The following is a 22,170-nucleotide window of genomic DNA, read 5'->3' as shown; positions in this document are numbered from 1 at the left end:
CTCAATCCGTGATGTGGACCGGGGTGCCCGCCGGCACCAGGTCGAACAGTTCGATGATGTCGCGATTGCGCATGCGCACGCAGCCGATCGAGCCGGGTACGCCCATCTCCGCCGTATCCGGGCTGCCATGCAGATAGATGTAGCGACGCATCGTATCGACCTCACCCAGCCGGTTCAGGCCCCGCTCGCAGCCAGACAGCCACAGTATGCGCGTCAGTATCCAGTCGCGGCCGGGATGTGCGGCCGCCAGTTCCGGCGACCACAGTTCGCCGGTCGGACGCCGGCGCACGAACACCGTGTTCGCTGGCGCGCCGGCGCCGATGCGGGCGCGGATAACGTGCCGCCCGCGCGGCGTGCGGAAGCTGCCGCGCTGCTCGCCGGCTCCGTTCTTGGCGGTCGACACCCGATAGCGACGGATCAGCACGCCGGCATCGTCGTACAGGCGCAGCCACTGCGAGCGGATGTCGATGTCGATATGCATCAGGCGGTTTCGATGCGCCGGCGGCGGGCGGCGAAGAAGTCGCTGAGCAGGCGACCGCATTCCTCCGCCAGCACGCCGGACTCGACTTCGGCATGGTGATTGAGCCTGGGCTCGGCGAACAGGTCGGTCACGCTGCCGCAGCATCCGGTCTTCGGGTCGCGCGCGCCGAACACGACGCGCGCGATGCGCGCATGCTGGATCGCACCGCTGCACATCGCGCACGGCTCCAGCGTCACGTACAGGGTGCAGCCGGGCATGCGGTAGTTGGCCAGTGCCTGGCCCGCCGCGCGCAAGGCCATCACTTCGGCATGGGCGGTCGGGTCGTTCGCCATGATGGGACGATTGAAGCCGCGACCGACGATCTCGCCGTTGCTGACGACGACGGCGCCCACCGGTACCTCGCCGAGCGATCCCGCCTCACGCGCGAGCGCCAGCGCCTCGTTCATGAAGAGCAGATCGGCGTCGCTGCTCATGAACGGCCCTCAGGCCGCATCGGCCTTGCGCACGCCGAAGCGCAGCATCGAATCGACACCGATGATGAGGATGAGCGCACTGATGAACAGCACCATGCCGGCGAAGCCATGCAGGAAGCCCTGCCCCGCCTCGTCACCGAAATGGTAGGTGATCAGCGTCAGTACGATCACGCGAATCACGTTGGCGCAGAAGGAAATCGGCACGATCAGGATGGCCAGCGTCACATTGCGTGCAAACGAGTCGTGACGGACCAGATTCAGGTAGAGCAGGCCCAGCGCCTCAAGCGTGAACAGCGAGTGCAGGCCGGCGCAGGCATCTGCCACCAGCAACTGGTACTGGCCGATAACCAGGATGACGCCAGTGCGTGCGATCGGATAGCCCAGCGCGTACAGCAGATGCTCGGCTGCCCACGACACCCCCATCTTCATCGGCTGCGTCACCGCGTCGACCAGGATGCCGGGCAGCGGAATCATGAACAGCATGAAGAACAGCGGGAACCACAGACGCAGCAGGGTCGCCCGCCCGAAGAACACCAGTATCAGACCGGCGATCATCGGGATCAGGGAACCGATCTCGAAGATCAGGATGTCTTGCGAGCGGCCAAGGATATAGAACAGCAGCGATGCAACCACCAGCGGCCAGCCCAGCACAGGCGCAGGCGCAGGTTGGATTTCGTCGGCTATGCCGTTCCACTTCGTGTAGAGCAGCCACAACGCAACGGCGAGCACGATGGGGCCGTGCGCGTTCTCGTCGGTGCTCCAGATGCCGTTGAACAGATCATGAAAGCTGGGGCCGTACATCGCGGCCATACCGGCCAGCACAATCCAGAACGGCGCCCAGCCGAATGACAGCGCGTGGGCGCCGAGACGCATGGAGTGCGGAGAAGACATGCTGGAGGCGCTCACCGAATGATCGTTTCCGTTCTGACCGGCCCGATCAGGGCTCGTTCATCACCGAGCCGACGACGGTCGCGCTGGCGGTGATCAGTTCGTCGGCCAGGCGGCGCAGGCGCGAGGCGCGGCTCACGTTCTTGCGCGCCACCATCAGCGCACCGCTCGCACGTACGGCGATGGTCTGCGCGTCGGCGTACTCGGCTCCGGCGGGCGTGTCGATCAGGATGACGTCGAAGTCCTTCGACAGCTGCCCCAGCAACTGGCTGAACACGGGCCGCGACAGCAGTTCCTGCGGGTTCGGCGGCACTGCACCGGCCGGCATCACGCACAGGTCGAGCAGCGCCGGCACGCGCTGCACCGCGTCAGGACCACCGCGCCCGGCCAGCGTCTCCGACAGACCGACCCGGTTGCTGACCGAGAACAGCGTGTGCTGCCGCGGATTGCGCATGTCGGCGTCGATCAGCAGCGTGCGCTCGCCCAACTGCGAAAACACGACGGCCAGATTGGCAGCGATGAAGCTGCGCCCCTCGCCCCGCTCCGGACTGACGATGGCCAGCGTCTTGCGCTCGGCTTCGGCGTCGAACCAGCGCAGCATGAGCTGACTGCGCAGTGCGCGCAGTTCTTCCACCTGGTGGGTGAAGGGGCGATAGGCCGCAATCACCTCGTCGCTGACCGCGCTTTCGCCGGCCTGCAGGAAGGGGTAGTCAAACTGGCGCGACAGCGCGAACTGGATGTCGGATTCCTTGAGCAGGCCGAGCGAGATCGCCGCGTCGCCGAAGCGCAGGCCGCGCTCGCGCTGCGCACGCAGGATGCGTTCGGCGCCGTCCGGGCTCAAGCGGCCAGCGTCGATCAGGATGGCGCCGATGGCCCGCCCGGACCCGGTATCGATGGAAGTGGGTGCGTTCATGGTGATGTCCTTCAGGCGGTGGCCGCACGGGCGCGTTTGGCGCCCTTGTTGAACTTGACGGTCGAGATCAGGCCGAGCACCGGCACACCGAGCAGTTGCTGCAGATCGTCGTCACCGCGCACGCGCTGATCCAGCAGTTCGAGCAGCAATACGGTACCGACCGCCAGCAGCACGCCGAGGAAGATGGCGACCAGCGTGTTCAGCAGCAGGTTGGGGCTGGAGTGCTCGACCGGTGCGATCGCCGGCGTCAGCACGACGATATTGGTCTGCGTGGTCTGGCTTTCGAGGCTGGTCTGGGTGAAACGCTGGGCCACGGCGTCGTAGGCACGCTGTGCGCTCTCGACCTCGCGCTGCAGGACGGCCAGGTCGTCACGCTGCTTCTTCAGTTCGAGCACTCGATTCTTCTGTGCCGCCAGTGCTGCCCGTACTTCGGCCTCGCGCTGCACGTTCACGCGGTTGCTGGTGCTGAGCGTGCTGGCCACCTTCTTCATTTCGGCGTCGAGCTTGCTGCGCAGGGTATCGACTTCGCCCTGGGCGCGCTGGTACTCCGGGTGGTTGCGACCGAAGCGCTGGCTCATTTCATTGAGCCTCGACTCGCCGCGCGCCAGTTCCGACTTAAGACCGATGATGAGCGAGTTCTGCTGCACTTCGGGCAGCGTTTCGATCTGCGACTGGCTGACCTGCGCCTGGCGCGACGAGCTGTCGCTGCGCTGCGCCTGGATCGCGGTGTACTGGCTGGAGAGCTCGGCCAGGCGCGCGCTCTCGATGTCGAGACGCTCGTCGGTGTTGACGATACCGGTCTCCTGCTGGAAGGCCGACAGCTTGCTCTGTGCCTGTTCGAGGTTTTCGCGCAGCGCCTTGGACTGGCCGGCGAACCAGTTCGCGTACTGCTTGGCCGGTTCGATCTTCAGTTCGAGGTTGGTGTCGATGTATGCCTGTGCGAAGGCGTTCGCGACAGCCGCGGAAAACGCCGGATCCTGGCCACTGAATGCGATCGACAGCACATTCGAGTCGCGCGACGGCTTGACGTCGAGCTTCTTCTTCAACAGATCGGCGAAGTAGGCGTCCATCGAGCCCTGTCCGTCGGTCGCTTCGCGCCACTGTTCGACCGCCTGCGCACTCTTCTCGAAACCCAGCATGCGCACTACGCGCTGGGCGACGCGGTCCGAGGTGACGATATCCACCTGGGTCGCCATGTAGCCTGGCGTCACCAGCGCCGGCAGCGTGACGCCAAGGATGGGATCGGGCGACTTCACGTCGATCAGCACCGAGGTGGCTGAGGTGTATTGCTTGGGCAGCACCAGACTGACCACCACCGTGGTGGCGACGACGACCAGAAGCACGGCCAGGCCGACCAGCCAGCGCGCACGCAGAATGAGCAGGAATTGCTGAAACGTCATGGAATCATCCGATCAGAAAAGGCTTTCGCGCACGTAGACGACATCGTCGCTCTGCAGCGTCATCGACATGTCAGGCTCGATCGCCTCCACCACACCGGCCGCATTGCGGCGATGCAGCTTGAGGCGTTTGTCGGTGCCGCGCAGCGTGATGCCACCACCCTGGGCCAGTGCCTGCATCACGGTCATGCCGCGCTCGAGGCGGTAGGAGCCCGGACGATTCACTTCACCGTAGATGTAGAACACCGGCGCACGGTGGATGTAGAGGATGTCGCCGCCCATGACAGGGATGTCCGCATTGATGCCTTCCGGCTGGAACAGGGCCGGAATGTCGATCTCCGCGCGGAAGGGCTTGTCGTTGCGCGTGCCGACCAGCGTCACGATGTCGGCGCCGCTGACCGACGCACCACCGGCAGTGGCCAGCATGTCGGTGACACGGGTGTTGGCGATCTCGATCGGATAACGGCCCGGGCGATTCACCATGCCCAGCACCGAGACCTGGTTGCCGCGGATCTGCAGCAACAGCACGTTCACCTGCGGCTTCAGCACGAAACCACCGTCGCGCAGCTTGTCGGCGATCAGCTTCTCGGTCGCCGGCAGCGTCAGGCCGCCGACCGTCACGCCGCCGATCAGCGGATAGGTGATGCTGCCGTTCTCGGTCACCCGCGTCTCGACAGTCAGGTCCGGGTTCTGGAACACGGTGACGCGGATGATGTCGCCCGAACCGAGCACGTACTCACGTGCATCGGCGGCACTGGCGGCCGGCAGCAGCAGCATCCCGAAACAAAGGCCTAGCAGCAGACGTACGAACTTCGTCATATCGAGGGGTTTCCAGTTGATCAGTCCGAAAGGACGGTGCCGTGCGTCGGCGCGGCGCCGTCCCGAGAGAGGCTTACTTGAGCCCCGAAAGTCCCTTGTCCACCGCCGATTCGGTAGCGGCGGCAGGCGCAGCAGCCGGTGCGGCAGATGCAGCGGCCGGTGCAGCAGCACCCGGCGCAGGCGCAGTGAATTCGCCCATGTACTCGATCTTGCCGCTCTCACGCAGCTTCTTCACTTCCGACTGTGCCAGTTCGCCCTTGCGCTGGTTCAGCAGGAACTGCTCGATCACCGGCCGTGCGGCGTTCTCGTCGACCGGCACGCTGCGCGAAGCAGCCACCTCGATCACCAGAATGCCGTTCGAGGTGCCGAGCACGCCGATCTGGCCGTCCTTGATCTGGTGCACCCGCTTCACCATCTCGAGTGGCAGCTGCTCCGCCGGCTTGGTCACTGCGTTGGCGGTGAAGCGCACGTTCTCGCTGCGCAGCCACTCGGCGATCTGCTGCAGATTGCGCGGCTGCGACATGAACTGTTCGAGCTTGGGCGTGAAGTCGGGGCCGGCGGCGATGGCCAGCTCGCGCAGATTGAAGATGCGGCGCTCCGAAAACAGCTCCGGGTGCTGACTGTAGTAGTCCTTGATTTCACTGTCAGTCGGCTTGACCGCAGCGCTGGACACCTGCTCGAGGTAGGCGCGGGCAAGCACTTCGCGACGCGCAGCCTCGATCGCCTGCAGCGTCTTCGGATCGCGGTCCAGCTTCTTGTCGACCGCCTGCTGCACCAGCAGCTCCTGGTCGATCAGGCGCTCGAGAACCTGGCGGCTGGCCGCCTTGGCCTGCTCTGGATTCGCCACATTGGTACGCTGCATGACCTGATTGATCTGATGCACCGAAACTTCACCGCCGTTAACCTTTGCGGCAACCTGGGTCGCCGTCTTCTTTTCGCCGCCCTCGCCGCCGCAGGCAGTCAGGATGGCTGCAGCGATGACGGTCAAGGCGATGGAACGGCGTGCGTGATGTGGCATGTTTTCCCCGAATGATTATTGCTGATTTGTGACATGTGGCCGTCGGCCAAGATAGCCCAACTGACCAAGGCTGAACAGTATCGGGCGCGTGTTACAGCGCCGTTGCGTGAAATGTTTCCGTAATGCAGCATGCCCGCCACGCGGCGATGGCGGCTTGCCACGTCTTGCTCCGCGGCCGGCGGCCGACAAAGCGGGCCGCGCCGACCTACCCCCGATCAACCCTCTTGCACACGATAGAATCGGGCACGCTTCCCGGTTCATATCGTCTTACATATGTCTTTCTCTCCCGACGCCTTTGCCGAGGCCCTGTCCGTTTTCGCTACCCACGAGCGGATGGATCCGCTGATGCTGCTGTGCAAGCTGACCGAAGAATCCGGCGAACTGGCCGAGGCGGTGCTGGTCCGGCGCGGCTACAAACCGCACAAGACGCTGCCCGCCGACGCGTCGATCGACGAAGCCGCCGACGTGTTGCTCTGTCTGCTGCTGGTGCTGTCCCGCCTGTATCCCGAGCGCAGCCCCGCACAGCTGGCGACCCAGCTGGCCGAGCGCATCGACGGCAAGCTGGCGCGTTACGTCGCACGCCAGCCGATGGCGCAACCGGAGCACTGACATGCCGACCTTCGAACTCGTGTCGCTGCTGCTGATCGGCGGCCTGATCTGGTTCTGGCTCGACAGCCTGAATGCGCGCGAAGCGGGCATGGAAGCCAGCCGTGCCGCCTGCAATGCGGAAGGCACCCAGCTGCTCGATGATACCGTAGCCATCCGCTCGACCTCGCTCGCCCGCGACGAGGAGGGACAGATGCGCATCAAGCGGACCTACGCCTTCGAATACAGCGACACCGGGAACAACCGCCGCCACGGCTCTGTCACGCTGCTCGGCCGACGCGTGATCGCGCTCTACATCGCGCCGCACGTCGTCTGAACACTGCTCAAGCCTGCACCGGCCCGCGGCCGGTAACACCATGAAATTCATACTCGACTTCTCGACCCCGGACAGACTGCCACGCCGCCTCGTGTTCGGAGAACCGCTGGAAGTGGTTCGCGCCGACAGCGTGGACGCCGTCCGCCCTGCCCTCCGTCGCGTGGCCGAAGCCACGCAGGGCGGGCTGCATGCGGTCGGCTACGTTGCCTATGAGGCGGCGCCCGCCTTCGATCGTGCGGCGCGCGTGCGCAGCGGATGCGGCGTGCCGCTGGTGTGGTTCGGCCTGCACCACGCGCCGGTCGATTGCGGCCCCGACGCACCGGCCCCGTTCGAAGTGCCGGCGTGGGAACTGGACACCGGGCGCGACGAATATGGGCATGCGATCGACGCGATCCATGCCGCCATCCGCCGCGGCGACGCCTACCAGATGAACTACACGGTGCGCGCCCACGCGCGCTTTTCCGGCGACGCGCAGTCCTACTACGAGCAGTTGCGGCAGGCGCAGCAGGCCGAGTTCTGCGCCTACGCGGACATCGGCACCCACCGCATCCTGTCGGCCTCGCCGGAGCTGTTCTTCTCGTGGCAGGACGGCGTGCTGACGACACGGCCAATGAAGGGCACGGCACGGCGCGGTCAGCTGCCGGAAGAGGACGCCGAACTGGCGCGCTGGCTGCGCGATTCGGAGAAGAACCGCGCCGAGAACCTGATGATTGTCGATCTGCTGCGCAACGACCTGTCGCGGCTTTCGATGCCGGGCGGCGTGCAGGTGCCGCACCTGTTCTCGATCGAAAACTACCCGACCGTGTTGCAGATGACCTCGACCATCACCGCACGGACGCGCCCCGAGGTGACGCTCGACGACGTGTTCGCGGCGCTCTTCCCCTGCGGCTCGATCACCGGGGCACCCAAGCTGAAGTCGATGGACATCATCGCCGAGCTCGAGAAGTCGCCGCGCGCGGTCTACTGTGGCGCGATCGGCCATGTGGCGCCGGGCGGCGCTGCACGCTTCAACGTCGCCATCCGCACGGTCACGCTAGACGTGGCGAACGAGCGAATGGAATGCGGTCTGGGTGGCGGCATCACCTGGGATTCGGTCGCCGCCGACGAGTACGCCGAAGTGCAGACCAAGAGCCGCTTCCTGACACGCGCCAGCAATGGCTTCGAACTGTTCGAGACGCTGTTGCTGGTCGATGGCCGCTACGAACTGCTCGACCGCCACCTCGCACGGCTCGCCGCGTCGGCGCGCCATTTCGGCTTTGCCTCCCCGCAGGATCCGGCGTCGGTACTTGCCGCGCATGCGGCAGCACACCCGCAGGGCCGACTGCGCGTGCGCCTGCTGTGCGCAGCGGACGGTGGCTTGCGCATCGAGAGCGCCGCTGCCGGCGAGCCCGACAACAGCCCGCGCAAGGTCAGGCTGGCGTCGGCACCGGTGTCCCGCGCCGAGCCGCTGCTCTACCACAAGACCACACGCCGGGGCATTTACGACGCCCACCTGTCGCAGGTCGCCGGTAGCGCCTTCGACGTGCTGCTGTGGAACGACGCCGGCGAACTGACCGAATTCACGCGCGGCAATCTGGTGCTGGACATCGATGGCAGCCGTTACACGCCGCCGGTATCCAGCGGCCTGCTAGATGGCACGCTCAGGCGCGAACTGGTGGAGCGCGGCGAACTGATGGAACGCGTGCTCACCTGTGAGGACCTCGGCCGCGCCCAAGCCGTCTGGTTCATCAACAGCGTACGCGGCTGGATACCGGTCACCATCGACAACGCGCCGCTGGACACGGCCCCCGCCGTCGTTCCCGCCTACGCCGACCCCTATGCCGGACACCGCGAGGCGGGCTGAGCGGCTCCGGCACCGCTGCCTCGTCGTCGGTCTGGCGCTGCTGCTAGGCGGCTGCAACGGCAGCTTCTCGCCACGCTACTACTGGCAGGCGGCACACGGCCAGTTCGAGCTGTGGCGGCTGGCGCGTCCGCTGGCCGAGGTCGATGCCGACGGGGCAAGCCCACAGGCGCTGCGCGACAAGCTCGCACTGGCGGCAGAGATTCGCGACTGGGCCAGCCGCGAGATGGCCCTGCCCGACAACGGCAGCTACCGTCGTTACGCCGACCTCGGGCGCCCTTTCGTCGTCTGGAACGTGTTCGCCACCGAGCCCCTGTCGGTCAAGCCACGCCAGTCCTGCTTCCCGATCGCCGGCTGCGTCAGCTATCGCGGCTTCTTCGCCGAAGCCGATGCGCGCCGTCACGCCGACGCACTGGCGCGCGAGGGGCTGGATGTGCATGTGAGCGGTGTGCCGGCCTACTCGACGCTGGGCTGGTTCGACGATCCGCTGCTGAACACCTTCATCCACTATCCGGAGACCGAGCTGGTGCGTCTCATCGTGCATGAACTGGCGCACCAGATCGTCTACGTACGCGACGACACCGAATTCAATGAGTCCTTCGCCAGCGCGGTGGAAGAGGAAGGCGTGCGCCGCTGGCTGGCGCGTTCCGGCAAGGAAGGGCTGCGCGAAGGGTTCGAACGGGCGCAGCTGCTGCGCAGCGATTTCGCCGCGCTGGTGATCCGCTATCGCGACGCACTGGATGCGCTCTACCGCAGCGATCTGGCGGATTCCGAAAAACACGCCGGCAAGGCGCGCCTGCTCGAAGAGCTGGGCGCGGATTATCGTGCTCTGCGCGACACGCGCTGGGCCGGCTTCCGCGGCTACGATCGCTGGTTCGCACAGGACATCAACAACGCGACGCTGGCGTCGATCGGCCTCTACACTGCAGCCAGACCGGCCTTCACGCGACTGATTGCCGCCTCACCCGACATGCCCGCCGTATGGGCAACCATGCGCGAGCTGGCTGCACTGCCGCGCGACGAACGACGCGCCCGGCTCGGCCTGCCCACCTTCCAGGAAACGCCATGACACATCCGTCCGACCTCGCTCCGCTGCGCTCGCTGATCCGCACCATTCCCGATTTTCCCGAGCCGGGCATACAGTTCCGCGACATCACACCGCTGCTGGCCGACGCGCGCGGCCTGACGCAGGCACTGGACGCACTTGAACGCAGCATCGAGCCCGCCAGCGTCGACATCGTCGCCGCCATCGAGGCACGCGGCTTCCTGCTCGCGGGCGCGCTGGCGCAGCGACTGGGCGCCGGCGTGGTACCGGTACGCAAGCCCGGCAAGCTGCCGGGTCCGACACTGGGCGTCGACTACGCGCTCGAATACGGCAGCGACCGGCTGGAAATGCACGTCGGCGCTTTCGCCACCGGAGCGCGAGTGCTGGTGCTGGACGATCTGATCGCCACTGGCGGCACCGCGGTGGCCTGCGGCGAACTGGTCGAACGCGCCGGTGGGCAGCTCATCGGCTTCCGCTTCCTGATCGACCTGCCGGCACTCGGCGGCTCGGCCCTGCTCGCCGCGCGCGGCTGGGGCAGCCACGCGCTGTTGCGGTACTGACTCAGAAAAGGTATTGCAGCGACATCGACAGGCTGCGCACGCGGTACTGGTAGAACTGAACGTTCGAATCGCGCGAATCGTGGCGCAGCTCGGCGTTCGCCGTCAGATTGCGCTGGATGGCCCAGGTGGCGCCAAGACTGTAGGTCGTGATGTCTTCCTGACGCGCCGTGCCATCAATTCCAAAGAACACCCGATAGAACGCCTGCTCCGCTGGAGAGAGCGTCGAGAAGAAGCTGTCGCCAGAAGCATCTCGGGAAACCCACTGGACACGCCCGTCGAACCGCAACTTGCCCGTTGCCTGCCACATGGGCGCGATCGAGTAAGTCGTCGTGCGAAAGTAACTCGACACGATGTCGTCAAGCGCACTGATCTGGCGTTCGGCGAGGAAGCTGACGCCGAATTTGCCGGTTGGTGTCCACTCCCACCCCACTCTGCCGTACACATCTTCATAGTCGCGCTCTGGCAGATTGTCGTGCTTGCGATTAGCCTGCCCGATTGACGCCGAGAGGCGCGAATGCCCTACCGGTTGCCAACGTATCCTCGCTTCTAGATTCTTCTGCGAGTAGGAGTTGGTGACGTTTGAGGTCGGCAAGCGGTTCGGATAGTCGCCCTGCGTGTCGATACCCACCAGCTCGAAAGACGTGCCGCCGCGCGTTGTGTAGCGCGCCCCGAGTTCGTAGCGATCGATGTCGTAATCACTGCCCAGTCTCGACGGCACACCATTACGCAAGCTGTCCCTTGAAACTCCGCCGATCAAGGCCCAGAACGCATCCAGCTTATATGTTGCGTCGAAGCGCCAGTTCTCCAGATCGACCAGATTCTTGACGGGTGTCAGGGACCGAAAATCGTTGAAGCCCTGCATGTAACGCCGGTTCGAGTACCGCAACTGTCCGGACAGATCGTTGCCTAGTTCCCACTTCCAGGAGGCAAGGAGGTTGTGGCCGTCGTTGTCCAACGTTTTGAGATCGTTGTACCGCGTCATGATCTGCGATGCACTCGCAGAAAGTTGCTGCCGACCAATACGCTTGTTGAAGTTCAGCCCGACCGAGGCGACGTAGCTCTGATCGCCCCGCGGCGCATTCAACCCGAAGACGGCGGGAGGACGCTGGCCGTCCGGCAGATAGAGCACGTTGTCCTGATACTGCCACGAAGCCGAGGTCACGAGAGAAAAGGCGTCGTCCTCGTCGGCCTGGACGCTGTCCGTGCTCACCAAGGTCAGCAACAACAGCACAGCGGGCCAACATTTTGAAATGTTATTGTTCATCGAAGAGAGTATGAATGCAGGCCGTGACGCTTTTCTTTCCGGCGCGCAAATCGTGAAAATGCGCAAAATCGCTTCCGGTATTCTAGCCGGCACGTCGTCTGCAGATCTCCAAGTCCATTGAATTCACCGGTTTCATTCCCGATGCTCGCCAAGTTTGAGCGTAACACTTCCGTATTGCGGGCACCGTTGAGCCTTTCCGGCATGGTCGAAATGTTCCTCGACCCGCTGTCGCTCATCCTGTCCCTGATCGCCTGCGCGCTCTATTACGGCGATACCGTCGATGCGCGCTACGTCGTGCTGTCGCTCGTCGTCTTTTCCCTGTCCTTCCCCGGCTCGTCGCTGCTCAGCATGCGGCCGCGTCGGGTGATCCGGCAGACCGTGATCAGCTGGCTGCTGATCGCCTTCATCCTGCTGTTCTTCGGCTACGCGAGCCAGTACATCGAGAACTTCCCCTACGAGGTCGTGGTGTCCTGGCTGGTCGCCGCACCGCTGACCCAGCTGGTCGCCCACTTCGTTGCCCGCGGCTATCTGCAGCGGGCGGCCGCGCAGGAAGCGAACCAGACCCGCGTCATCATCGTCGGCTGCAACGACATCGGTGTGTCGCTGGCCGAACAGTTCGAAACCAATCCTTACCTTGGCGTGCGCTGCGTCGGCTACTTCGACGACCGCGCCCCCGAGCGCATCACCCAGCTGAACGGCCTGCCGCTGCTCGGTCGTCTGCGCGACCTCGCCGCCTACGTGAAGGCGAACCGCATCGACCAGATCTACCTCGCGCTGCCGATGGCCAGCCAGCCGCGCATCCTGTCACTGCTGGACGACCTCAAAGATACGACGGTGAGCATCTTCTTCGCACCGGACATTTTCCTGACCGACCTGATCCAGGGGCGCATGGACTATGTGGCGGGCGTACCGGTGGTGGCCGTCTGCGACACGCCATTCACCGGCATCAACGGTCTGGTCAAGCGCACCAGCGACATCGTGCTGTCCATCATCATCCTGCTGCTGATATCGCCGCTGCTGCTGGCGATCGCGATAGGCGTGAAGATGAGTTCGCCCGGCCCGGCACTGTTCCGCCAACGCCGCTACGGCCTCGATGGCAAGGAAATCGTCGTCTACAAGTTCCGCTCGATGACCGTGCAGGAGGATGGCGGCGTCGTGAAGCAGGCCACCCGCAACGACCAGCGCATCACCCGCTTCGGCGGCTTCCTGCGCCGCACCTCGCTCGACGAACTGCCGCAGTTCATCAACGTGCTGCAGGGGCGCATGAGCATCGTCGGCCCGCGGCCGCACGCAGTGTCGCACAACGAAACCTACCGCAAGCTGATCAAGGGTTACATGGTGCGTCACAAGGTCAAGCCGGGTATCACTGGCTGGGCGCAGGTGAATGGCTATCGCGGCGAAACCGAAACCGTGGACAAGATGCAGAAGCGCATCGAGTACGACCTCGAATACCTGCGCACCTGGTCGCTCGGGCTGGACCTCTGGATCATCGTCAAGACGGTTGCCGTCGTGTTCAGCGACCGCAATGCGTACTGAGGCAGTGCGGCTGCAGCCCTATCTGCAGTGGGCGGCCGGCCTGTTCGCGCTGACGATGATCGCCAGCCTGATCCGCCTCGGCGAAACCTCGCTGGCGGTCGGTCTGATTCCGTCGCCCTGGGACAAGCTCGCGCACGCCGGCACCTTCGGTGCGATCGCGCTGTCACTGTGGCTGGCCACCGGCCGGCGCTGGCTGTATGCGTGCGCCGGACTGGCGCTGGCGCTGGCTTGTTACGATGAGTGGCGGCAACTCATGTTGCCGGGGCGTGAAGCCGATCTTTACGATCTGCTCGCCAACACCGTCGGCATCGTGCTGGCGGTCTGGTTCGCCACCCGACTGACTCCGAAGGAAGGCTGATGCGCACGCCCGTCATGCTGCTCGCGACACTGCTGATGCCCGTTGCCCACGCCGGCGATTCCGCGGACTATCAGCTGCGGCTGCCGGGCGGCGCCGACTACCGCCTCCATCAACCCGAATCGCCGCGAATTTCCGAGGCCGAACGCAAGCAGGCACGCCGCGAAGCGCTGGGAAAGCTGCCTTTCTCGGCACAGATCGAGGCGGCGGCCGAGGCTGGCGGCATCGAACCCGAACTGCTGCACGCCGTCGTCCACGCCGAATCGGCCTACAACCCGCACGCCGTTTCACCCAAGGGTGCGCTCGGTCTGGCCCAGCTGATGCCCTCCACCGCCCGCATGTACGGCGTGTCCGATGCGTTGAAGCCCGCTGACAATCTGCGCGCCAGCGCACGCCACCTGCGCGACCTGCTGGACGATTTCGGCGACATCGAACTGGTACTGTCCGCCTACAACGCCGGCGCCGGCGCGGTCAGAAAGTACAGAGGCGTGCCGCCGTACGCGGAGACCCGCGCCTACGTGCCCAAGGTCGCCGGCCGCTACGAGGCGCTGAAGAAGCGCGCCGAAGTACCCGAGCCGCCGCTTCCACCCAGCCCCTACCGCCTGCGCAGCGACGACAGCGCGCTGCGGCTGGTGCAGACACCGGACTGATGCCCCCGCCTCACAGCGCCGTTCAGGTCGCCATCGTCGGCGGCGGACCGGCCGGGCTGATGGCGGCCGAGGTGCTGTCGGCGCGTGGCATCGCGGTCGATCTTTACGACGCCAAGGCCTCGGTCGGACGCAAGTTCCTGCTCGCCGGCAAGGGCGGCCTCAATCTGACGCACGGCGAAGCCGCCGATCTGTTCGTTACGCGTTACCGCGAACGCAGCGCCGAAGTCAGCAACTGGCTGGCCGAATTCGATGCGGCCGCGCTGCGTGACTGGTGCGCGGGTCTCGGCATCGCCACCTTCGTCGGCAGTTCCGGGCGGGTATTTCCGACCGACATGAAGGCGGCGCCACTGCTGCGCGCATGGCTGGCGCGGCTGCGCGCGGCCGACGTGCGCTTTCACATGCGCCACCGCTGGACCGGATGGAACGAGGCCGGGATGCTGACCTTCGACACGCCGGACGGCGAGCGGCTGGTCGGCGCGCGCGCGACGCTGCTCGCCCTCGGCGGCGCCAGCTGGCCGCAGCTTGGCTCCGACGGGGCCTGGATGCCGCTGCTCGACGCGCGCGGCGTCGCCCTCTCGCCATTGCGTTCCGCCAACTGCGGCTTCGACATCGACTGGAGCACGCACTTTGCCGAGCGCCACGCCGGCGCACCGCTGAAGAACGTCGCCATCCGCTTCGACGGAATGGACGGGACGCCGATCGAACGACGCGGCGAGTGCCTGGTCAGCGCGCACGGCCTCGAAGGCAGCCTGATCTATGCGCTGTCCGCCGCCCTGCGCGAACGGATCGAGCGCGACGGCCACTGCGACATCGCGCTCGACCTGCTGCCGGCGCACGACGCGGCACGCGTGCTCGACGAAATCCGCCGCCCGCGCGGCTCACGCTCGCTCAGTTCGCACCTCGCCAGCCGGCTCGGTCTGGCCGGCGTCAAGCTGGGGCTGGTGCACGAAGTGCTGGACAAGGCGGCGATGGCCGACCCGGCGCGCCTTGCGGCGACGCTGAGGGCGCTGCCGTTGCGCATGCTGCGCGCCCGGCCGGTGGCCGAGGCCATCAGCACGGCCGGTGGCGTGCGGCTGGAGGCGCTGGATGACGGACTGATGCTGAAGGCGCTGCCTGGCGTGTTCTGCGCCGGCGAAATGCTGGACTGGGAAGCGCCGACCGGCGGCTACCTGCTCACCGCCAGCATGGCCAGCGGCCGCGTCGCCGCCGCCGGCATCGCGCGCATGCTTCAGACGGCGTGATAGCCGGTCACGCGCTCCACTTCGTTCTTCGACCCCAGAATGACCGGCACACGCTGGTGCAGCTTTTCCGGCTGCACGTCGAGGATGCGCTGGTAACCGGTGGTGGCCGCGCCGCCCGCCTGCTCGATCAGCATCGCCATCGGATTGGCCTCGTACATCAGACGCAGCTTGCCGGGCTTGGTCGGATCCTTGGTGTCCTTCGGATACATGAAGATGCCGCCGCGGGTCAGGATGCGGTGCACGTCGGCCACCATCGAACCGACCCAGCGCATGTTGAAATCCTTGCCGCGCGGACCGCTCTTGCCGGCGATCAGCTCGTCGATGTAGCGCTTGACCGGCGCTTCCCACCAGCGCGCGTTCGACGCGTTGATTGCGTACTCCTTGGTGTCTTCCGGCACACGCATGTTTTCGGTGGTCATGACGAAACTGCCGGTCTCGCGGTCCAGCGTGAACGCGTGGACGCCGTTGCCCACGGTCAGCACCAGCTGGGTGGCCGCACCGTACACCGCGTAGCCGGCCACCAGCTGCTGGGTGCCGGGTTGCAGGAAGGCCTTCTCATCGACCGGCTCGACGCTGCCATTCAGCTCAGGGCAGCGCAGCACCGAAAAGATGGTGCCGACCGATATGTTCACGTCGATGTTCGACGAGCCATCCAGCGGATCGAACAGCAGCAGGAATTCGCCCTTCGGGTAACGGTTAGGGATCTGGTGCGGCAGATCCATCTCCTCCGACGCCATCGCGGCCAGATGACCGCCCCACTCGTTCGCTTCGAGCAGGATTTCGTTGGCGATCACGTCCAGCTTCTTCTGCACCTCGCCCTGTACGTTCTCGCCGCCGGCCTCGCCGAGCGAATTGGTCAGACCGCCCTTGCCGACTGCGTTGCCGATCGCCTTGACCGCGCGGGCGACGACTTCGACCAGGAAGCGCAGCTCGGCGCAGATGCGCTCGCCGTCGCGCTGTTGCTGGATCAGGAACTGGCTCAGGGTGATGCGGGACATGTGTCGCGACTCCGGAATGGCAGGAAATGCATTATCGTGCACAGCACCATGATCCGGGTCGCACGATTTCACGTCCGACCGATTTGAAAGCCGGCAGCGCGCCCTGCGCACGGAACCGGCAGCGGTCGCCCCCGGTCATCCACAGCGTCGTCCATAACTAGAACCGCATGCACATCCTCGTTCTGGGTGCCGGCGTCGTCGGCATCACCACCGCCTGGTATCTGCGCCAGGCCGGTCACACCGTGTCGGTCATCGACCGGCAGGCTGATCCCGCAATGGAAACCAGTTTCGCCAACGGCGGGCAGATTTCGGTCAGTCACGCCGCGCCCTGGGCCTCACCGCAGGCGCCGATGATAGGGCTGCGCGGACTGCTCGATTCGAATGCCCCGGTGCGCTTTTCGCCGACCGCCAACCACCGGCAGTGGCGATGGATGGGCGCCTTCCTGTACGAATGCCTGCCGGGCCGCATGCGTCGCAACACCGATGCGCTGGCGCGACTGGCCGTCAGCAGCCAGGCCGAACTGCAGGCACTGCGCCATTCACTGAAGCTGGAGTACGACCAGTCCGCCTGCGGCATCCTGCACGTGTTTTCCGAACGCCGTGAATTCGAGCGTGCCCGCGCGCGGGCCGAGTGGCTGGCGCCGCACGGCATCCGCGTCGACAGCTGCGACGCCGCGCGCTGCATCGCCATCGAACCGGCTCTGGCAAACAGCCAGCGCACGCTGGTGGGTGGCCTGCACGCACCGAACGACGAAACCGGTGACGCGCACCGCTTCACGCGGGCGCTCGCCACCGCCTGCGCCGACGCCGGTGTCACCTTCCACTACGAAATCACGGTCGAGGCGCTGGACATCCACGAAAACACGGTACGCGGTGTTGCCGTGCGCGACGCACGCGGCGTGCGCGGTCTGCTGCGTGGCGAACAGGTGGTGTGCGCGCTCGGCACGCACACGCGCCAGCTGGTCGAGCAGCACGGCCCGCGGCCTGCTCTGTATCCGATCAAGGGTTATTCGATCACCTTCCCGGCCGGACCGGATGCGCCACGCACCAGCCTGACCGACGAGGAACACCGCATCGTGCTGTCGCGCCTCGGCGACCGCGTGCGCGTGGCCGGCATGGCCGAACTGGGCGGACTGACGGTGACGATAGAACCGGAGCGCGTGCAGTTGCTGACCCGGCTGGCGCGCGAACTGTGCCCGGACGCCGGCGATTTCGACGCGGCCGAGGCCTGGGCCGGCCTGCGTCCGTGTACGCCGGGCAATGTGCCGCTGATCGGCCGCAGCCGGATCAACGGCCTCTGGTACAACACCGGCCACGGCTCACTCGGCTGGACCCTGGCCTGCGGTTCGGCCAGGCTGCTTTCCAGACTGATGGACGGTCAGGATCCGGCTTTCGATTTCCCCTGCCTGACCGGCAGGCGGCACTGATCAGGCGGCGCCGGACCCTTCGAGCACGGTGAGCAGGGCCGAGGTATCCAGCGTGCCGCCGCCCTGCGCCATCAGCGCGTTCAGCTGCTGCCAGACCGCGGCTGACAGCGGCATCGCCAACCCCAGTTCGACCGCCTCGCCGAGCACGATGCCCATGTCCTTGTGATGCAGGCGCGACTGCACGCCAGCCGAAAAATCGCGCGTCGCCATCTTGCCGCCGAACAGCTCGAGCGCACGCGACGAAGCCGAGCCGTGCAGCATGGCCTCACGCACCTTGCCGAAATCGACGCCGCTGGCAGCAGCCAGCCGCGCCGCCTCCGCTGCCGCCTCGATGAAGGCGCACAGGATGAGCTGATTGCAGGCCTTGGTCACCTGCCCCGCCCCGTTCGGGCCGACATGCACCTGAGTGCGACCGACGGCCGCAAACAACGGTTTCATGCGCTCGAACACCGCCGCCTCGCCGCCAACCATGATGGCCAGCGTCGCGTCGATAGCGCCGCGCTCGCCGCCCGACACCGGCGCGTCCAGCATGTCGATGCCGCGCGCCCTGAGTGCCGTGGCGATGTCGCGCGCCACCGACGGCGGAATGGTGCTGTGATCGATGAAGACGCAGCCGGGTGCAGCGCCCTCGATGACGCCCCGCGGCCCCAGCGCCACTTCGCGCACGTCGGCGCCGGTGGTGACGATGCAGCAGACCGCGTCCATGCCGCGCGCGCAGTCCGCCGGCGAAGCCGACGGTCGCGCGCCCTGGTCGAGCAAGGGCTGCATCGATTCGGCGCGACGCGCCCACACGGTCACCTCGTGCCCGGCGCGCAGCAGATTGGCCGCCATCGCGCGGCCCATCGCGCCCAGACCGATGAAGCCGATCTTCATCGCGAGCCCCTCAGCGCTCGACGCCGCCGAGACCTTCGAGCACCTTCAGCACGGCGATCGAATCCTCCTCGCCCAGTCCCTGGCCGACCATCGCGTTAAGCATCTGCGCCGCCGCCGCGGCCGACGGCAGCGCCAGGCCCATGCGGTGCGCTTCGTTCATGACGATGCGCAGATCCTTCTGGTGCATCCACGACTTGAAGCCCGGCTTGAAATTGCGGTCCAGCATGCGCTGACCGTGGTTTTCCAGGATGCGGCTGTAGGCGAAGCCGCCGAGCAGCGCCTCGCGCACGCGGGCCGAATCGACGCCGCTCTTCTCGGCGAAGGCGAACGCTTCGGCCAGCGCCAGCACGCCGACGCCGGTCAGTATCTGGTTGCAGGCCTTGGCCACCTGGCCGGCGCCGCTGTCGCCGACGCGGGTGACGTTCTTGCCCATCAGCTGGAACAGCGGCAGCACGCGATCGAACGCCTCCTGCGTGCCACCGGCCATGATGGTGAGTGCTGCGTTGATGGCGCCAACCTCACCGCCGGATACCGGCGCATCGATCATCGACACACCCTTGGCAGCCAGCTGGGCGGCGATGGTGCGTGCCGAATCCGGCGCGATGGTGCTCATGTCGACGAAGACCAGGTCGGTGCGACCGGCCGCGCCTTCGGCGATACCCTGCGGGCCGAGTGCCACCTGCTCGACGTCCGGCGCGTCGGCCACCATCGAGAACACGACATCGGCTTCGCGCGCGACGTCGGCAATGGTCGAGTGAAAGGTCGCACCGCTGTCGCGGAAGGGTTCGAGCGATTCTGGGCGACGCGCCCACAGGTGAAGGCTGTGACCGCCCTTGGCCAGATGACCCGCCATCGGGCGGCCCATCAATCCGAGTCCGATGAAACCTACTTTCATGTCCGTCTCCTTATATGTATGCGTCGCTGTGCGCGGAGCGGCTCTGACCCCGCGGCAGGCGCCGGTGTTCCGGCGCGACGAATCCGAATATAACGCAGGCCGGCACAGGGTTCCGGCGCGGGCATAATCCTGTACCCATGAACTACACGAAACAGATCAAGGAAATCGGCCGCGGCGCCAAGGGCTCACGCTCGCTGTCGCGCGAGGACGCGCAGGCACTGTTTGCCGACATGCTGGACGGGCGCGTGCCGCCGCTGCAGCTGGGCGCCATCGTGCTGGCGATGCGGATCAAGAGCGAGTCGCTGGAGGAGCTGCTGGGCTTCAAGGCAGCGATCGATACGCGCATCGCCCATGTTGCTGCACCTGCCGGCGCGCGCACCGTGGTACTGCCGACCTACAACGGCGCCCGTCGCCGCCCCAACCTGATGCCGCTGCTGGCGATGCTGCTGGTACGTGAGGGCACTCCGGTGCTGATCCACGGCCGCTTCGATTTCGACACCCGCGCCGACCCGTTCGCGCTGCTGCGTGCGCTCGACCTGCCGATGGCGGACAGCCCGGCGCACGCCGGCGAACTGCTGGCGGCGCAGCGCATCGCCTGCATCGGCGTCGACAAGCTGCTGCCTGGCCTGGATGCCCTGCTGTCGCTGCGCCCGCAACTGGGCGTGCGCAATTCGGGCCACTCGATGACCAAGATGATCGATCCGATGCCCGGACGCAGCGTACGCGTGGTACCGGTGACGCATCCGGAATACCTGGAGAAGATGACGCAGTTCCTGCGCCTCGATGGTGGCCGCTCGATGCTGATGCGCGGCACCGAGGGCGAGGCCTACGCCAATCCGGCGCGCCGACCGCAGATCATCGGCTTCGTCGATGGCGTCGAATCGGTGCTGTGCGAAGCGGAGGAAGGCAGCGCGCTGACCCAGCCCGAGCCTGGCATCGAGGCGGAAGCGAACGCCCGTCTGATACGCGACATGCTGGAAGGACGCAGCGCCGTGCCCGCCCCGCTGCTCGCCCACCTCGACGCCTGCCGGCAGCTCGCCTGCAACTGAGCGCGGTGCGGCAGCATGTCGCCCGCTTCAGCTCACTCTGAACTGGCTGCCTGCGTCGACCAGCGACTGCGCCATCGCATTCAGCTGCGCCGCCGTCGCGCGGTCCTCGGCCGCCATCGCGGCCGTGCTGTCGGCCAGCGCCGCGACCTGCTCGACCCCGGTTGCGATCTCGGTCGCCGCCTGCGACTGTTCCTTCATCGACTCCGATATGCCGACGATGATGGCCATCATCGCCTCGATGTCCGCCGACACCGCGGCGATGGACTGACTGACTTCGCCGACACGATCGACGCCGCGCTGCGCGGTGGCGACCGTGCTGGCGACGCTGTGCAGCGCCTCGTCCTTGCTCGCCTGCATGGCCTCGACGGTGCGGGCGATGTCCTCGGTCGCGTTGCGGGTGCGTTCGGCGAGCTTGCGCACCTCGTCCGCCACGACCGCAAAGCCGCGCCCATGCTCGCCCGCACGAGCGGCTTCGATGGCCGCGTTCAGGGCCAGCAGATTGGTCTGGTCGGCGATCTCCTTGATCAGCGCGACGATGGATTTCACGCTTTCAAACTGCGCGCCGATCCGCTGCATGCCGTTCTCGACCTCGTGGATGGACGCGCCGGTATGGCGGATCTCGTCGGCCAGCGTTTGCATCACCGCCACCCCCTCGTCCGCCGACGCGCCACCGCGGCGCACGCGCTGGCTGGCCTCCTCGGCGTTCTGCGCAATCTGCTGGATGGACGCCGTCAGCTGCTGCACGGCCGAGGCCATGCGCTGGGTTGCTTCGCTCTGCTGACCGGTCGAGGCGGTCACCTGCTCGGCATTGGCCACCATCGTGTCGGCCACGCGCTGCGCGCTGGCGGACTCGGTCACCAGCAGGCTCACGGTGCGCGCCAGCCGCGCCCGCATCTGCTCCATAGCGGCGAGCAGCGGCATGCCCGCCTGCTGCGGAATCGCCGACGCGAGATCGCCGGCGCCAATGCGCTCGGCCGCTTCGCCGACGCGTGCCGCCTGCAGCGCCTCGCGCGACAGGCCCAGCGCCATGTAGCACAGCAGTCCGGCCTCGGCCACGACGAAGGCGGCGTGCACCAGCACCATGTTGAAGTTGGCGCCGCCATTGAAGATGAACACGCCGAGGCCGGCCGCCTGCATGGCATTGAACGCCAGGTGATGCACCGCGATCAGTCCGGCGGCCACCAGCACCGGCCGCCAGTCGCGGTAATAGAGCAGGAAGGCGAGCAGCACGAAGATGCTGAAGTGCGCCTCGATCAGGCCACCGGTGAGCTGGATCAGCAGCGCGGCCAGCACCATGAAGGCACTCGCGAAGCCGATACGCGACACCAGCGAGCCCGGTGCCATCCGGAACAGCGCGTAAGGCACCAGACAGGCCGGCACGCCGACCAGCAGGGCGGTGGTCAGACCGCCTGAAATGGCGGCAAGAACGATGCACACCGCGGACAGAAGGGCCGCGGTGCCGAGCATGACCCGGTCGGCGCTGACGTAATAGGCGTGAAGCGCGTGGTCGTTCATCGAGAAGGTCT

Annotated in this window: 24 protein-coding genes; 12 read left to right on the top strand and 12 right to left on the bottom strand. The window is 66.4% G+C overall.

The window, feature by feature from the left end:
* Nucleotide 1: 1 nt before the first annotated feature.
* From METRZ18153_RS0109275 to METRZ18153_RS0109245, 7 genes are all read right to left on the bottom strand, one after another.
* Nucleotides 2-481 carry a L,D-transpeptidase gene (locus METRZ18153_RS0109275; RefSeq protein ID WP_020164473.1) on the bottom strand — a complete coding sequence of 160 codons (480 nt, stop codon included), beginning with the start codon at nucleotides 479-481 and terminating at the stop codon, nucleotides 2-4.
* Entirely contained in the window at nucleotides 481-954 is a 474-nt protein-coding gene (gene tadA / locus METRZ18153_RS0109270) for a tRNA adenosine(34) deaminase TadA (RefSeq protein WP_020164472.1), read from the bottom strand. Before tadA ends, METRZ18153_RS0109275 begins: the two co-directional genes overlap by 1 nt.
* A 9-nt stretch (nucleotides 955-963) precedes the next feature.
* A complete protein-coding gene (gene xrtB / locus METRZ18153_RS0109265; RefSeq protein WP_020164471.1) occupies nucleotides 964-1,827 on the bottom strand; it encodes an exosortase B in 864 nt (287 codons plus the stop codon).
* Nucleotides 1,828-1,891: 64 nt separating this feature from the next.
* A complete protein-coding gene (gene epsG / locus METRZ18153_RS0109260) occupies nucleotides 1,892-2,755 on the bottom strand; it encodes a chain length determinant protein tyrosine kinase EpsG (RefSeq protein WP_019918454.1) in 864 nt (287 codons plus the stop codon).
* A gap of 11 nt (nucleotides 2,756-2,766) precedes the next feature.
* On the bottom strand, nucleotides 2,767-4,155 hold the full coding sequence (epsF, locus tag METRZ18153_RS0109255) for a chain length determinant protein EpsF (RefSeq protein WP_020164470.1): 1,389 nt from the start codon (nucleotides 4,153-4,155) through the stop codon (nucleotides 2,767-2,769).
* A 12-nt stretch (nucleotides 4,156-4,167) separates the two neighbouring features.
* Nucleotides 4,168-4,971, bottom strand: a complete 804-nt coding sequence (epsE, locus tag METRZ18153_RS0109250) for a polysaccharide export protein EpsE (RefSeq protein WP_020164469.1) — start codon at nucleotides 4,969-4,971, stop codon at nucleotides 4,168-4,170.
* Nucleotides 4,972-5,044: 73 nt separating this feature from the next.
* Nucleotides 5,045-5,989, bottom strand: a complete 945-nt coding sequence (locus tag METRZ18153_RS0109245) for an EpsD family peptidyl-prolyl cis-trans isomerase (RefSeq protein WP_020164468.1) — start codon at nucleotides 5,987-5,989, stop codon at nucleotides 5,045-5,047.
* 333 nt (nucleotides 5,990-6,322) lie between these two features.
* Here METRZ18153_RS0109245 and METRZ18153_RS0109240 point away from each other — a divergent pair, with 333 nt between their 5' ends.
* From METRZ18153_RS0109240 to METRZ18153_RS0109220, 5 genes are read left to right on the top strand one after another with little or no spacing between them, the layout of a single operon-like run.
* The gene (locus METRZ18153_RS0109240; RefSeq protein ID WP_020164467.1) at nucleotides 6,323-6,598 is read left to right on the top strand and encodes a hypothetical protein; all 276 of its coding nucleotides are present in this window, start codon (nucleotides 6,323-6,325) and stop codon (nucleotides 6,596-6,598) included.
* A 1-nt stretch (nucleotide 6,599) separates the two neighbouring features.
* On the top strand, nucleotides 6,600-6,911 hold the full coding sequence (locus METRZ18153_RS0109235; protein ID WP_020164466.1) for a DUF3301 domain-containing protein: 312 nt from the start codon (nucleotides 6,600-6,602) through the stop codon (nucleotides 6,909-6,911).
* Between the two features lie 40 nt (nucleotides 6,912-6,951).
* Nucleotides 6,952-8,754: an aminodeoxychorismate synthase component I gene (gene pabB, locus METRZ18153_RS0109230; protein WP_020164465.1), complete on the top strand. Its 1,803-nt coding sequence runs from the start codon at nucleotides 6,952-6,954 to the stop codon at nucleotides 8,752-8,754.
* On the top strand, nucleotides 8,729-9,820 hold the full coding sequence (locus METRZ18153_RS0109225) for an aminopeptidase (RefSeq protein WP_020164464.1): 1,092 nt from the start codon (nucleotides 8,729-8,731) through the stop codon (nucleotides 9,818-9,820). The genes pabB and METRZ18153_RS0109225 overlap by 26 nt, the downstream gene beginning before the upstream one ends.
* Nucleotides 9,817-10,356, top strand: coding sequence for an adenine phosphoribosyltransferase (locus METRZ18153_RS0109220; RefSeq protein ID WP_020164463.1), 540 nt, complete (start codon nucleotides 9,817-9,819; stop codon nucleotides 10,354-10,356). The genes METRZ18153_RS0109225 and METRZ18153_RS0109220 overlap by 4 nt, the downstream gene beginning before the upstream one ends.
* A 1-nt stretch (nucleotide 10,357) precedes the next feature.
* Here METRZ18153_RS0109220 and epsL read toward each other — a convergent pair whose 3' ends face one another.
* Nucleotides 10,358-11,566 (bottom strand): XrtB/PEP-CTERM-associated polysaccharide biosynthesis outer membrane protein EpsL, encoded by a 1,209-nt coding sequence (epsL, locus tag METRZ18153_RS0109215; RefSeq protein WP_232416011.1) that lies wholly within the window; start codon nucleotides 11,564-11,566, stop codon nucleotides 10,358-10,360.
* On the opposite strand from epsL, the gene METRZ18153_RS20980 reads away from it, so the two are divergent.
* The 5 genes from METRZ18153_RS20980 to METRZ18153_RS0109195 all read left to right on the top strand — a co-directional run bounded on the left by METRZ18153_RS20980 (nucleotide 11,559) and on the right by METRZ18153_RS0109195 (nucleotide 15,402).
* Complete coding sequence (locus METRZ18153_RS20980) at nucleotides 11,559-11,741, top strand: hypothetical protein (RefSeq protein ID WP_198291267.1); 183 nt, start codon at nucleotides 11,559-11,561, stop codon at nucleotides 11,739-11,741. The genes epsL and METRZ18153_RS20980 overlap by 8 nt on opposite strands.
* An 80-nt stretch (nucleotides 11,742-11,821) precedes the next feature.
* Entirely contained in the window at nucleotides 11,822-13,156 is a 1,335-nt protein-coding gene (locus METRZ18153_RS0109210) for an undecaprenyl-phosphate glucose phosphotransferase (protein WP_020164461.1), read from the top strand.
* Nucleotides 13,146-13,514, top strand: coding sequence for a VanZ family protein (locus METRZ18153_RS0109205; protein WP_029143662.1), 369 nt, complete (start codon nucleotides 13,146-13,148; stop codon nucleotides 13,512-13,514). Before METRZ18153_RS0109210 ends, METRZ18153_RS0109205 begins: the two co-directional genes overlap by 11 nt.
* Nucleotides 13,514-14,161 carry a lytic transglycosylase domain-containing protein gene (locus METRZ18153_RS0109200; protein WP_020164459.1) on the top strand — a complete coding sequence of 216 codons (648 nt, stop codon included), beginning with the start codon at nucleotides 13,514-13,516 and terminating at the stop codon, nucleotides 14,159-14,161. Before METRZ18153_RS0109205 ends, METRZ18153_RS0109200 begins: the two co-directional genes overlap by 1 nt.
* Nucleotides 14,161-15,402 (top strand): TIGR03862 family flavoprotein, encoded by a 1,242-nt coding sequence (locus METRZ18153_RS0109195; protein ID WP_020164458.1) that lies wholly within the window; start codon nucleotides 14,161-14,163, stop codon nucleotides 15,400-15,402. The genes METRZ18153_RS0109200 and METRZ18153_RS0109195 overlap by 1 nt, the downstream gene beginning before the upstream one ends.
* Here the strand turns inward: METRZ18153_RS0109195 and METRZ18153_RS0109190 are convergent.
* A complete protein-coding gene (locus METRZ18153_RS0109190; protein ID WP_019918468.1) occupies nucleotides 15,390-16,400 on the bottom strand; it encodes a class 1 fructose-bisphosphatase in 1,011 nt (336 codons plus the stop codon). The two genes, METRZ18153_RS0109195 and METRZ18153_RS0109190, sit on opposite strands and share 13 nt — an antisense overlap.
* Before the next feature lie 167 nt (nucleotides 16,401-16,567).
* On the opposite strand from METRZ18153_RS0109190, the gene METRZ18153_RS0109185 reads away from it, so the two are divergent.
* Nucleotides 16,568-17,827, top strand: coding sequence for a D-amino acid dehydrogenase (locus tag METRZ18153_RS0109185; RefSeq protein ID WP_020164457.1), 1,260 nt, complete (start codon nucleotides 16,568-16,570; stop codon nucleotides 17,825-17,827).
* Here the strand turns inward: METRZ18153_RS0109185 and METRZ18153_RS0109180 are convergent, their stop codons facing one another.
* Together METRZ18153_RS0109180 and METRZ18153_RS0109175 are read right to left on the bottom strand one after the other, a co-directional pair.
* Complete coding sequence (locus tag METRZ18153_RS0109180; protein ID WP_020164456.1) at nucleotides 17,828-18,700, bottom strand: NAD(P)-dependent oxidoreductase; 873 nt, start codon at nucleotides 18,698-18,700, stop codon at nucleotides 17,828-17,830.
* 10 nt (nucleotides 18,701-18,710) lie between these two features.
* Nucleotides 18,711-19,595 (bottom strand): NAD(P)-dependent oxidoreductase, encoded by an 885-nt coding sequence (locus tag METRZ18153_RS0109175; protein WP_020164455.1) that lies wholly within the window; start codon nucleotides 19,593-19,595, stop codon nucleotides 18,711-18,713.
* 137 nt (nucleotides 19,596-19,732) lie between these two features.
* Here METRZ18153_RS0109175 and ybiB point away from each other — a divergent pair, with 137 nt between their 5' ends.
* Nucleotides 19,733-20,644, top strand: a complete 912-nt coding sequence (ybiB, locus tag METRZ18153_RS0109170) for a DNA-binding protein YbiB (RefSeq protein WP_020164454.1) — start codon at nucleotides 19,733-19,735, stop codon at nucleotides 20,642-20,644.
* Between the two features lie 27 nt (nucleotides 20,645-20,671).
* On the opposite strand, the gene METRZ18153_RS0109165 is transcribed toward ybiB, so the two are convergent.
* Nucleotides 20,672-22,159, bottom strand: coding sequence for a methyl-accepting chemotaxis protein (locus METRZ18153_RS0109165; protein WP_020164453.1), 1,488 nt, complete (start codon nucleotides 22,157-22,159; stop codon nucleotides 20,672-20,674).
* Nucleotides 22,160-22,170: the final 11 nt, after the last annotated feature.

The organism is Methyloversatilis discipulorum (assembly GCF_000385375.1).
Classification (GTDB): Bacteria; Pseudomonadota; Gammaproteobacteria; order Burkholderiales; family Rhodocyclaceae; genus Methyloversatilis; species Methyloversatilis discipulorum_A.
Note: the sequence above shows the minus strand (reverse complement) of the source record. Positions and strands in the feature narration are given on the sequence as shown.

Bases quoted from the DNA above. Each gene is read 5' to 3' on its own strand.
- epsF (WP_020164470.1), bottom strand. From the start codon at position 4,155: ATGACGTTTCAGCAATTCCTGCTCATTCTGCGTGCGCGCTGGCTGGTC.
- METRZ18153_RS0109205 (WP_029143662.1), top strand. From the start codon at position 13,146: ATGCGTACTGAGGCAGTGCGGCTGCAGCCCTATCTGCAGTGGGCGGCC.
- METRZ18153_RS0109180 (WP_020164456.1), bottom strand. From the start codon at position 18,700: ATGAAGATCGGCTTCATCGGTCTGGGCGCGATGGGCCGCGCGATGGCG.
- epsG (WP_019918454.1), bottom strand. From the start codon at position 2,755: ATGAACGCACCCACTTCCATCGATACCGGGTCCGGGCGGGCCATCGGC.
- METRZ18153_RS0109165 (WP_020164453.1), bottom strand. From the start codon at position 22,159: ATGAACGACCACGCGCTTCACGCCTATTACGTCAGCGCCGACCGGGTC.
- METRZ18153_RS0109220 (WP_020164463.1), top strand. From the start codon at position 9,817: ATGACACATCCGTCCGACCTCGCTCCGCTGCGCTCGCTGATCCGCACC.
- tadA (WP_020164472.1), bottom strand. From the start codon at position 954: ATGAGCAGCGACGCCGATCTGCTCTTCATGAACGAGGCGCTGGCGCTC.
- METRZ18153_RS0109175 (WP_020164455.1), bottom strand. From the start codon at position 19,595: ATGAAAGTAGGTTTCATCGGACTCGGATTGATGGGCCGCCCGATGGCG.
- METRZ18153_RS0109210 (WP_020164461.1), top strand. From the start codon at position 11,822: ATGGTCGAAATGTTCCTCGACCCGCTGTCGCTCATCCTGTCCCTGATC.
- METRZ18153_RS0109225 (WP_020164464.1), top strand. From the start codon at position 8,729: ATGCCGGACACCGCGAGGCGGGCTGAGCGGCTCCGGCACCGCTGCCTC.
- METRZ18153_RS0109275 (WP_020164473.1), bottom strand. From the start codon at position 481: ATGCATATCGACATCGACATCCGCTCGCAGTGGCTGCGCCTGTACGAC.
- METRZ18153_RS0109185 (WP_020164457.1), top strand. From the start codon at position 16,568: ATGCACATCCTCGTTCTGGGTGCCGGCGTCGTCGGCATCACCACCGCC.
- METRZ18153_RS0109195 (WP_020164458.1), top strand. From the start codon at position 14,161: ATGCCCCCGCCTCACAGCGCCGTTCAGGTCGCCATCGTCGGCGGCGGA.
- METRZ18153_RS0109240 (WP_020164467.1), top strand. From the start codon at position 6,323: ATGGATCCGCTGATGCTGCTGTGCAAGCTGACCGAAGAATCCGGCGAA.
- pabB (WP_020164465.1), top strand. From the start codon at position 6,952: ATGAAATTCATACTCGACTTCTCGACCCCGGACAGACTGCCACGCCGC.
- METRZ18153_RS0109200 (WP_020164459.1), top strand. From the start codon at position 13,514: ATGCGCACGCCCGTCATGCTGCTCGCGACACTGCTGATGCCCGTTGCC.
- METRZ18153_RS0109190 (WP_019918468.1), bottom strand. From the start codon at position 16,400: ATGTCCCGCATCACCCTGAGCCAGTTCCTGATCCAGCAACAGCGCGAC.
- METRZ18153_RS0109235 (WP_020164466.1), top strand. From the start codon at position 6,600: ATGCCGACCTTCGAACTCGTGTCGCTGCTGCTGATCGGCGGCCTGATC.
- xrtB (WP_020164471.1), bottom strand. From the start codon at position 1,827: ATGCGTCTCGGCGCCCACGCGCTGTCATTCGGCTGGGCGCCGTTCTGG.
- epsE (WP_020164469.1), bottom strand. From the start codon at position 4,971: ATGACGAAGTTCGTACGTCTGCTGCTAGGCCTTTGTTTCGGGATGCTG.
- ybiB (WP_020164454.1), top strand. From the start codon at position 19,733: ATGAACTACACGAAACAGATCAAGGAAATCGGCCGCGGCGCCAAGGGC.
- METRZ18153_RS0109245 (WP_020164468.1), bottom strand. From the start codon at position 5,989: ATGCCACATCACGCACGCCGTTCCATCGCCTTGACCGTCATCGCTGCA.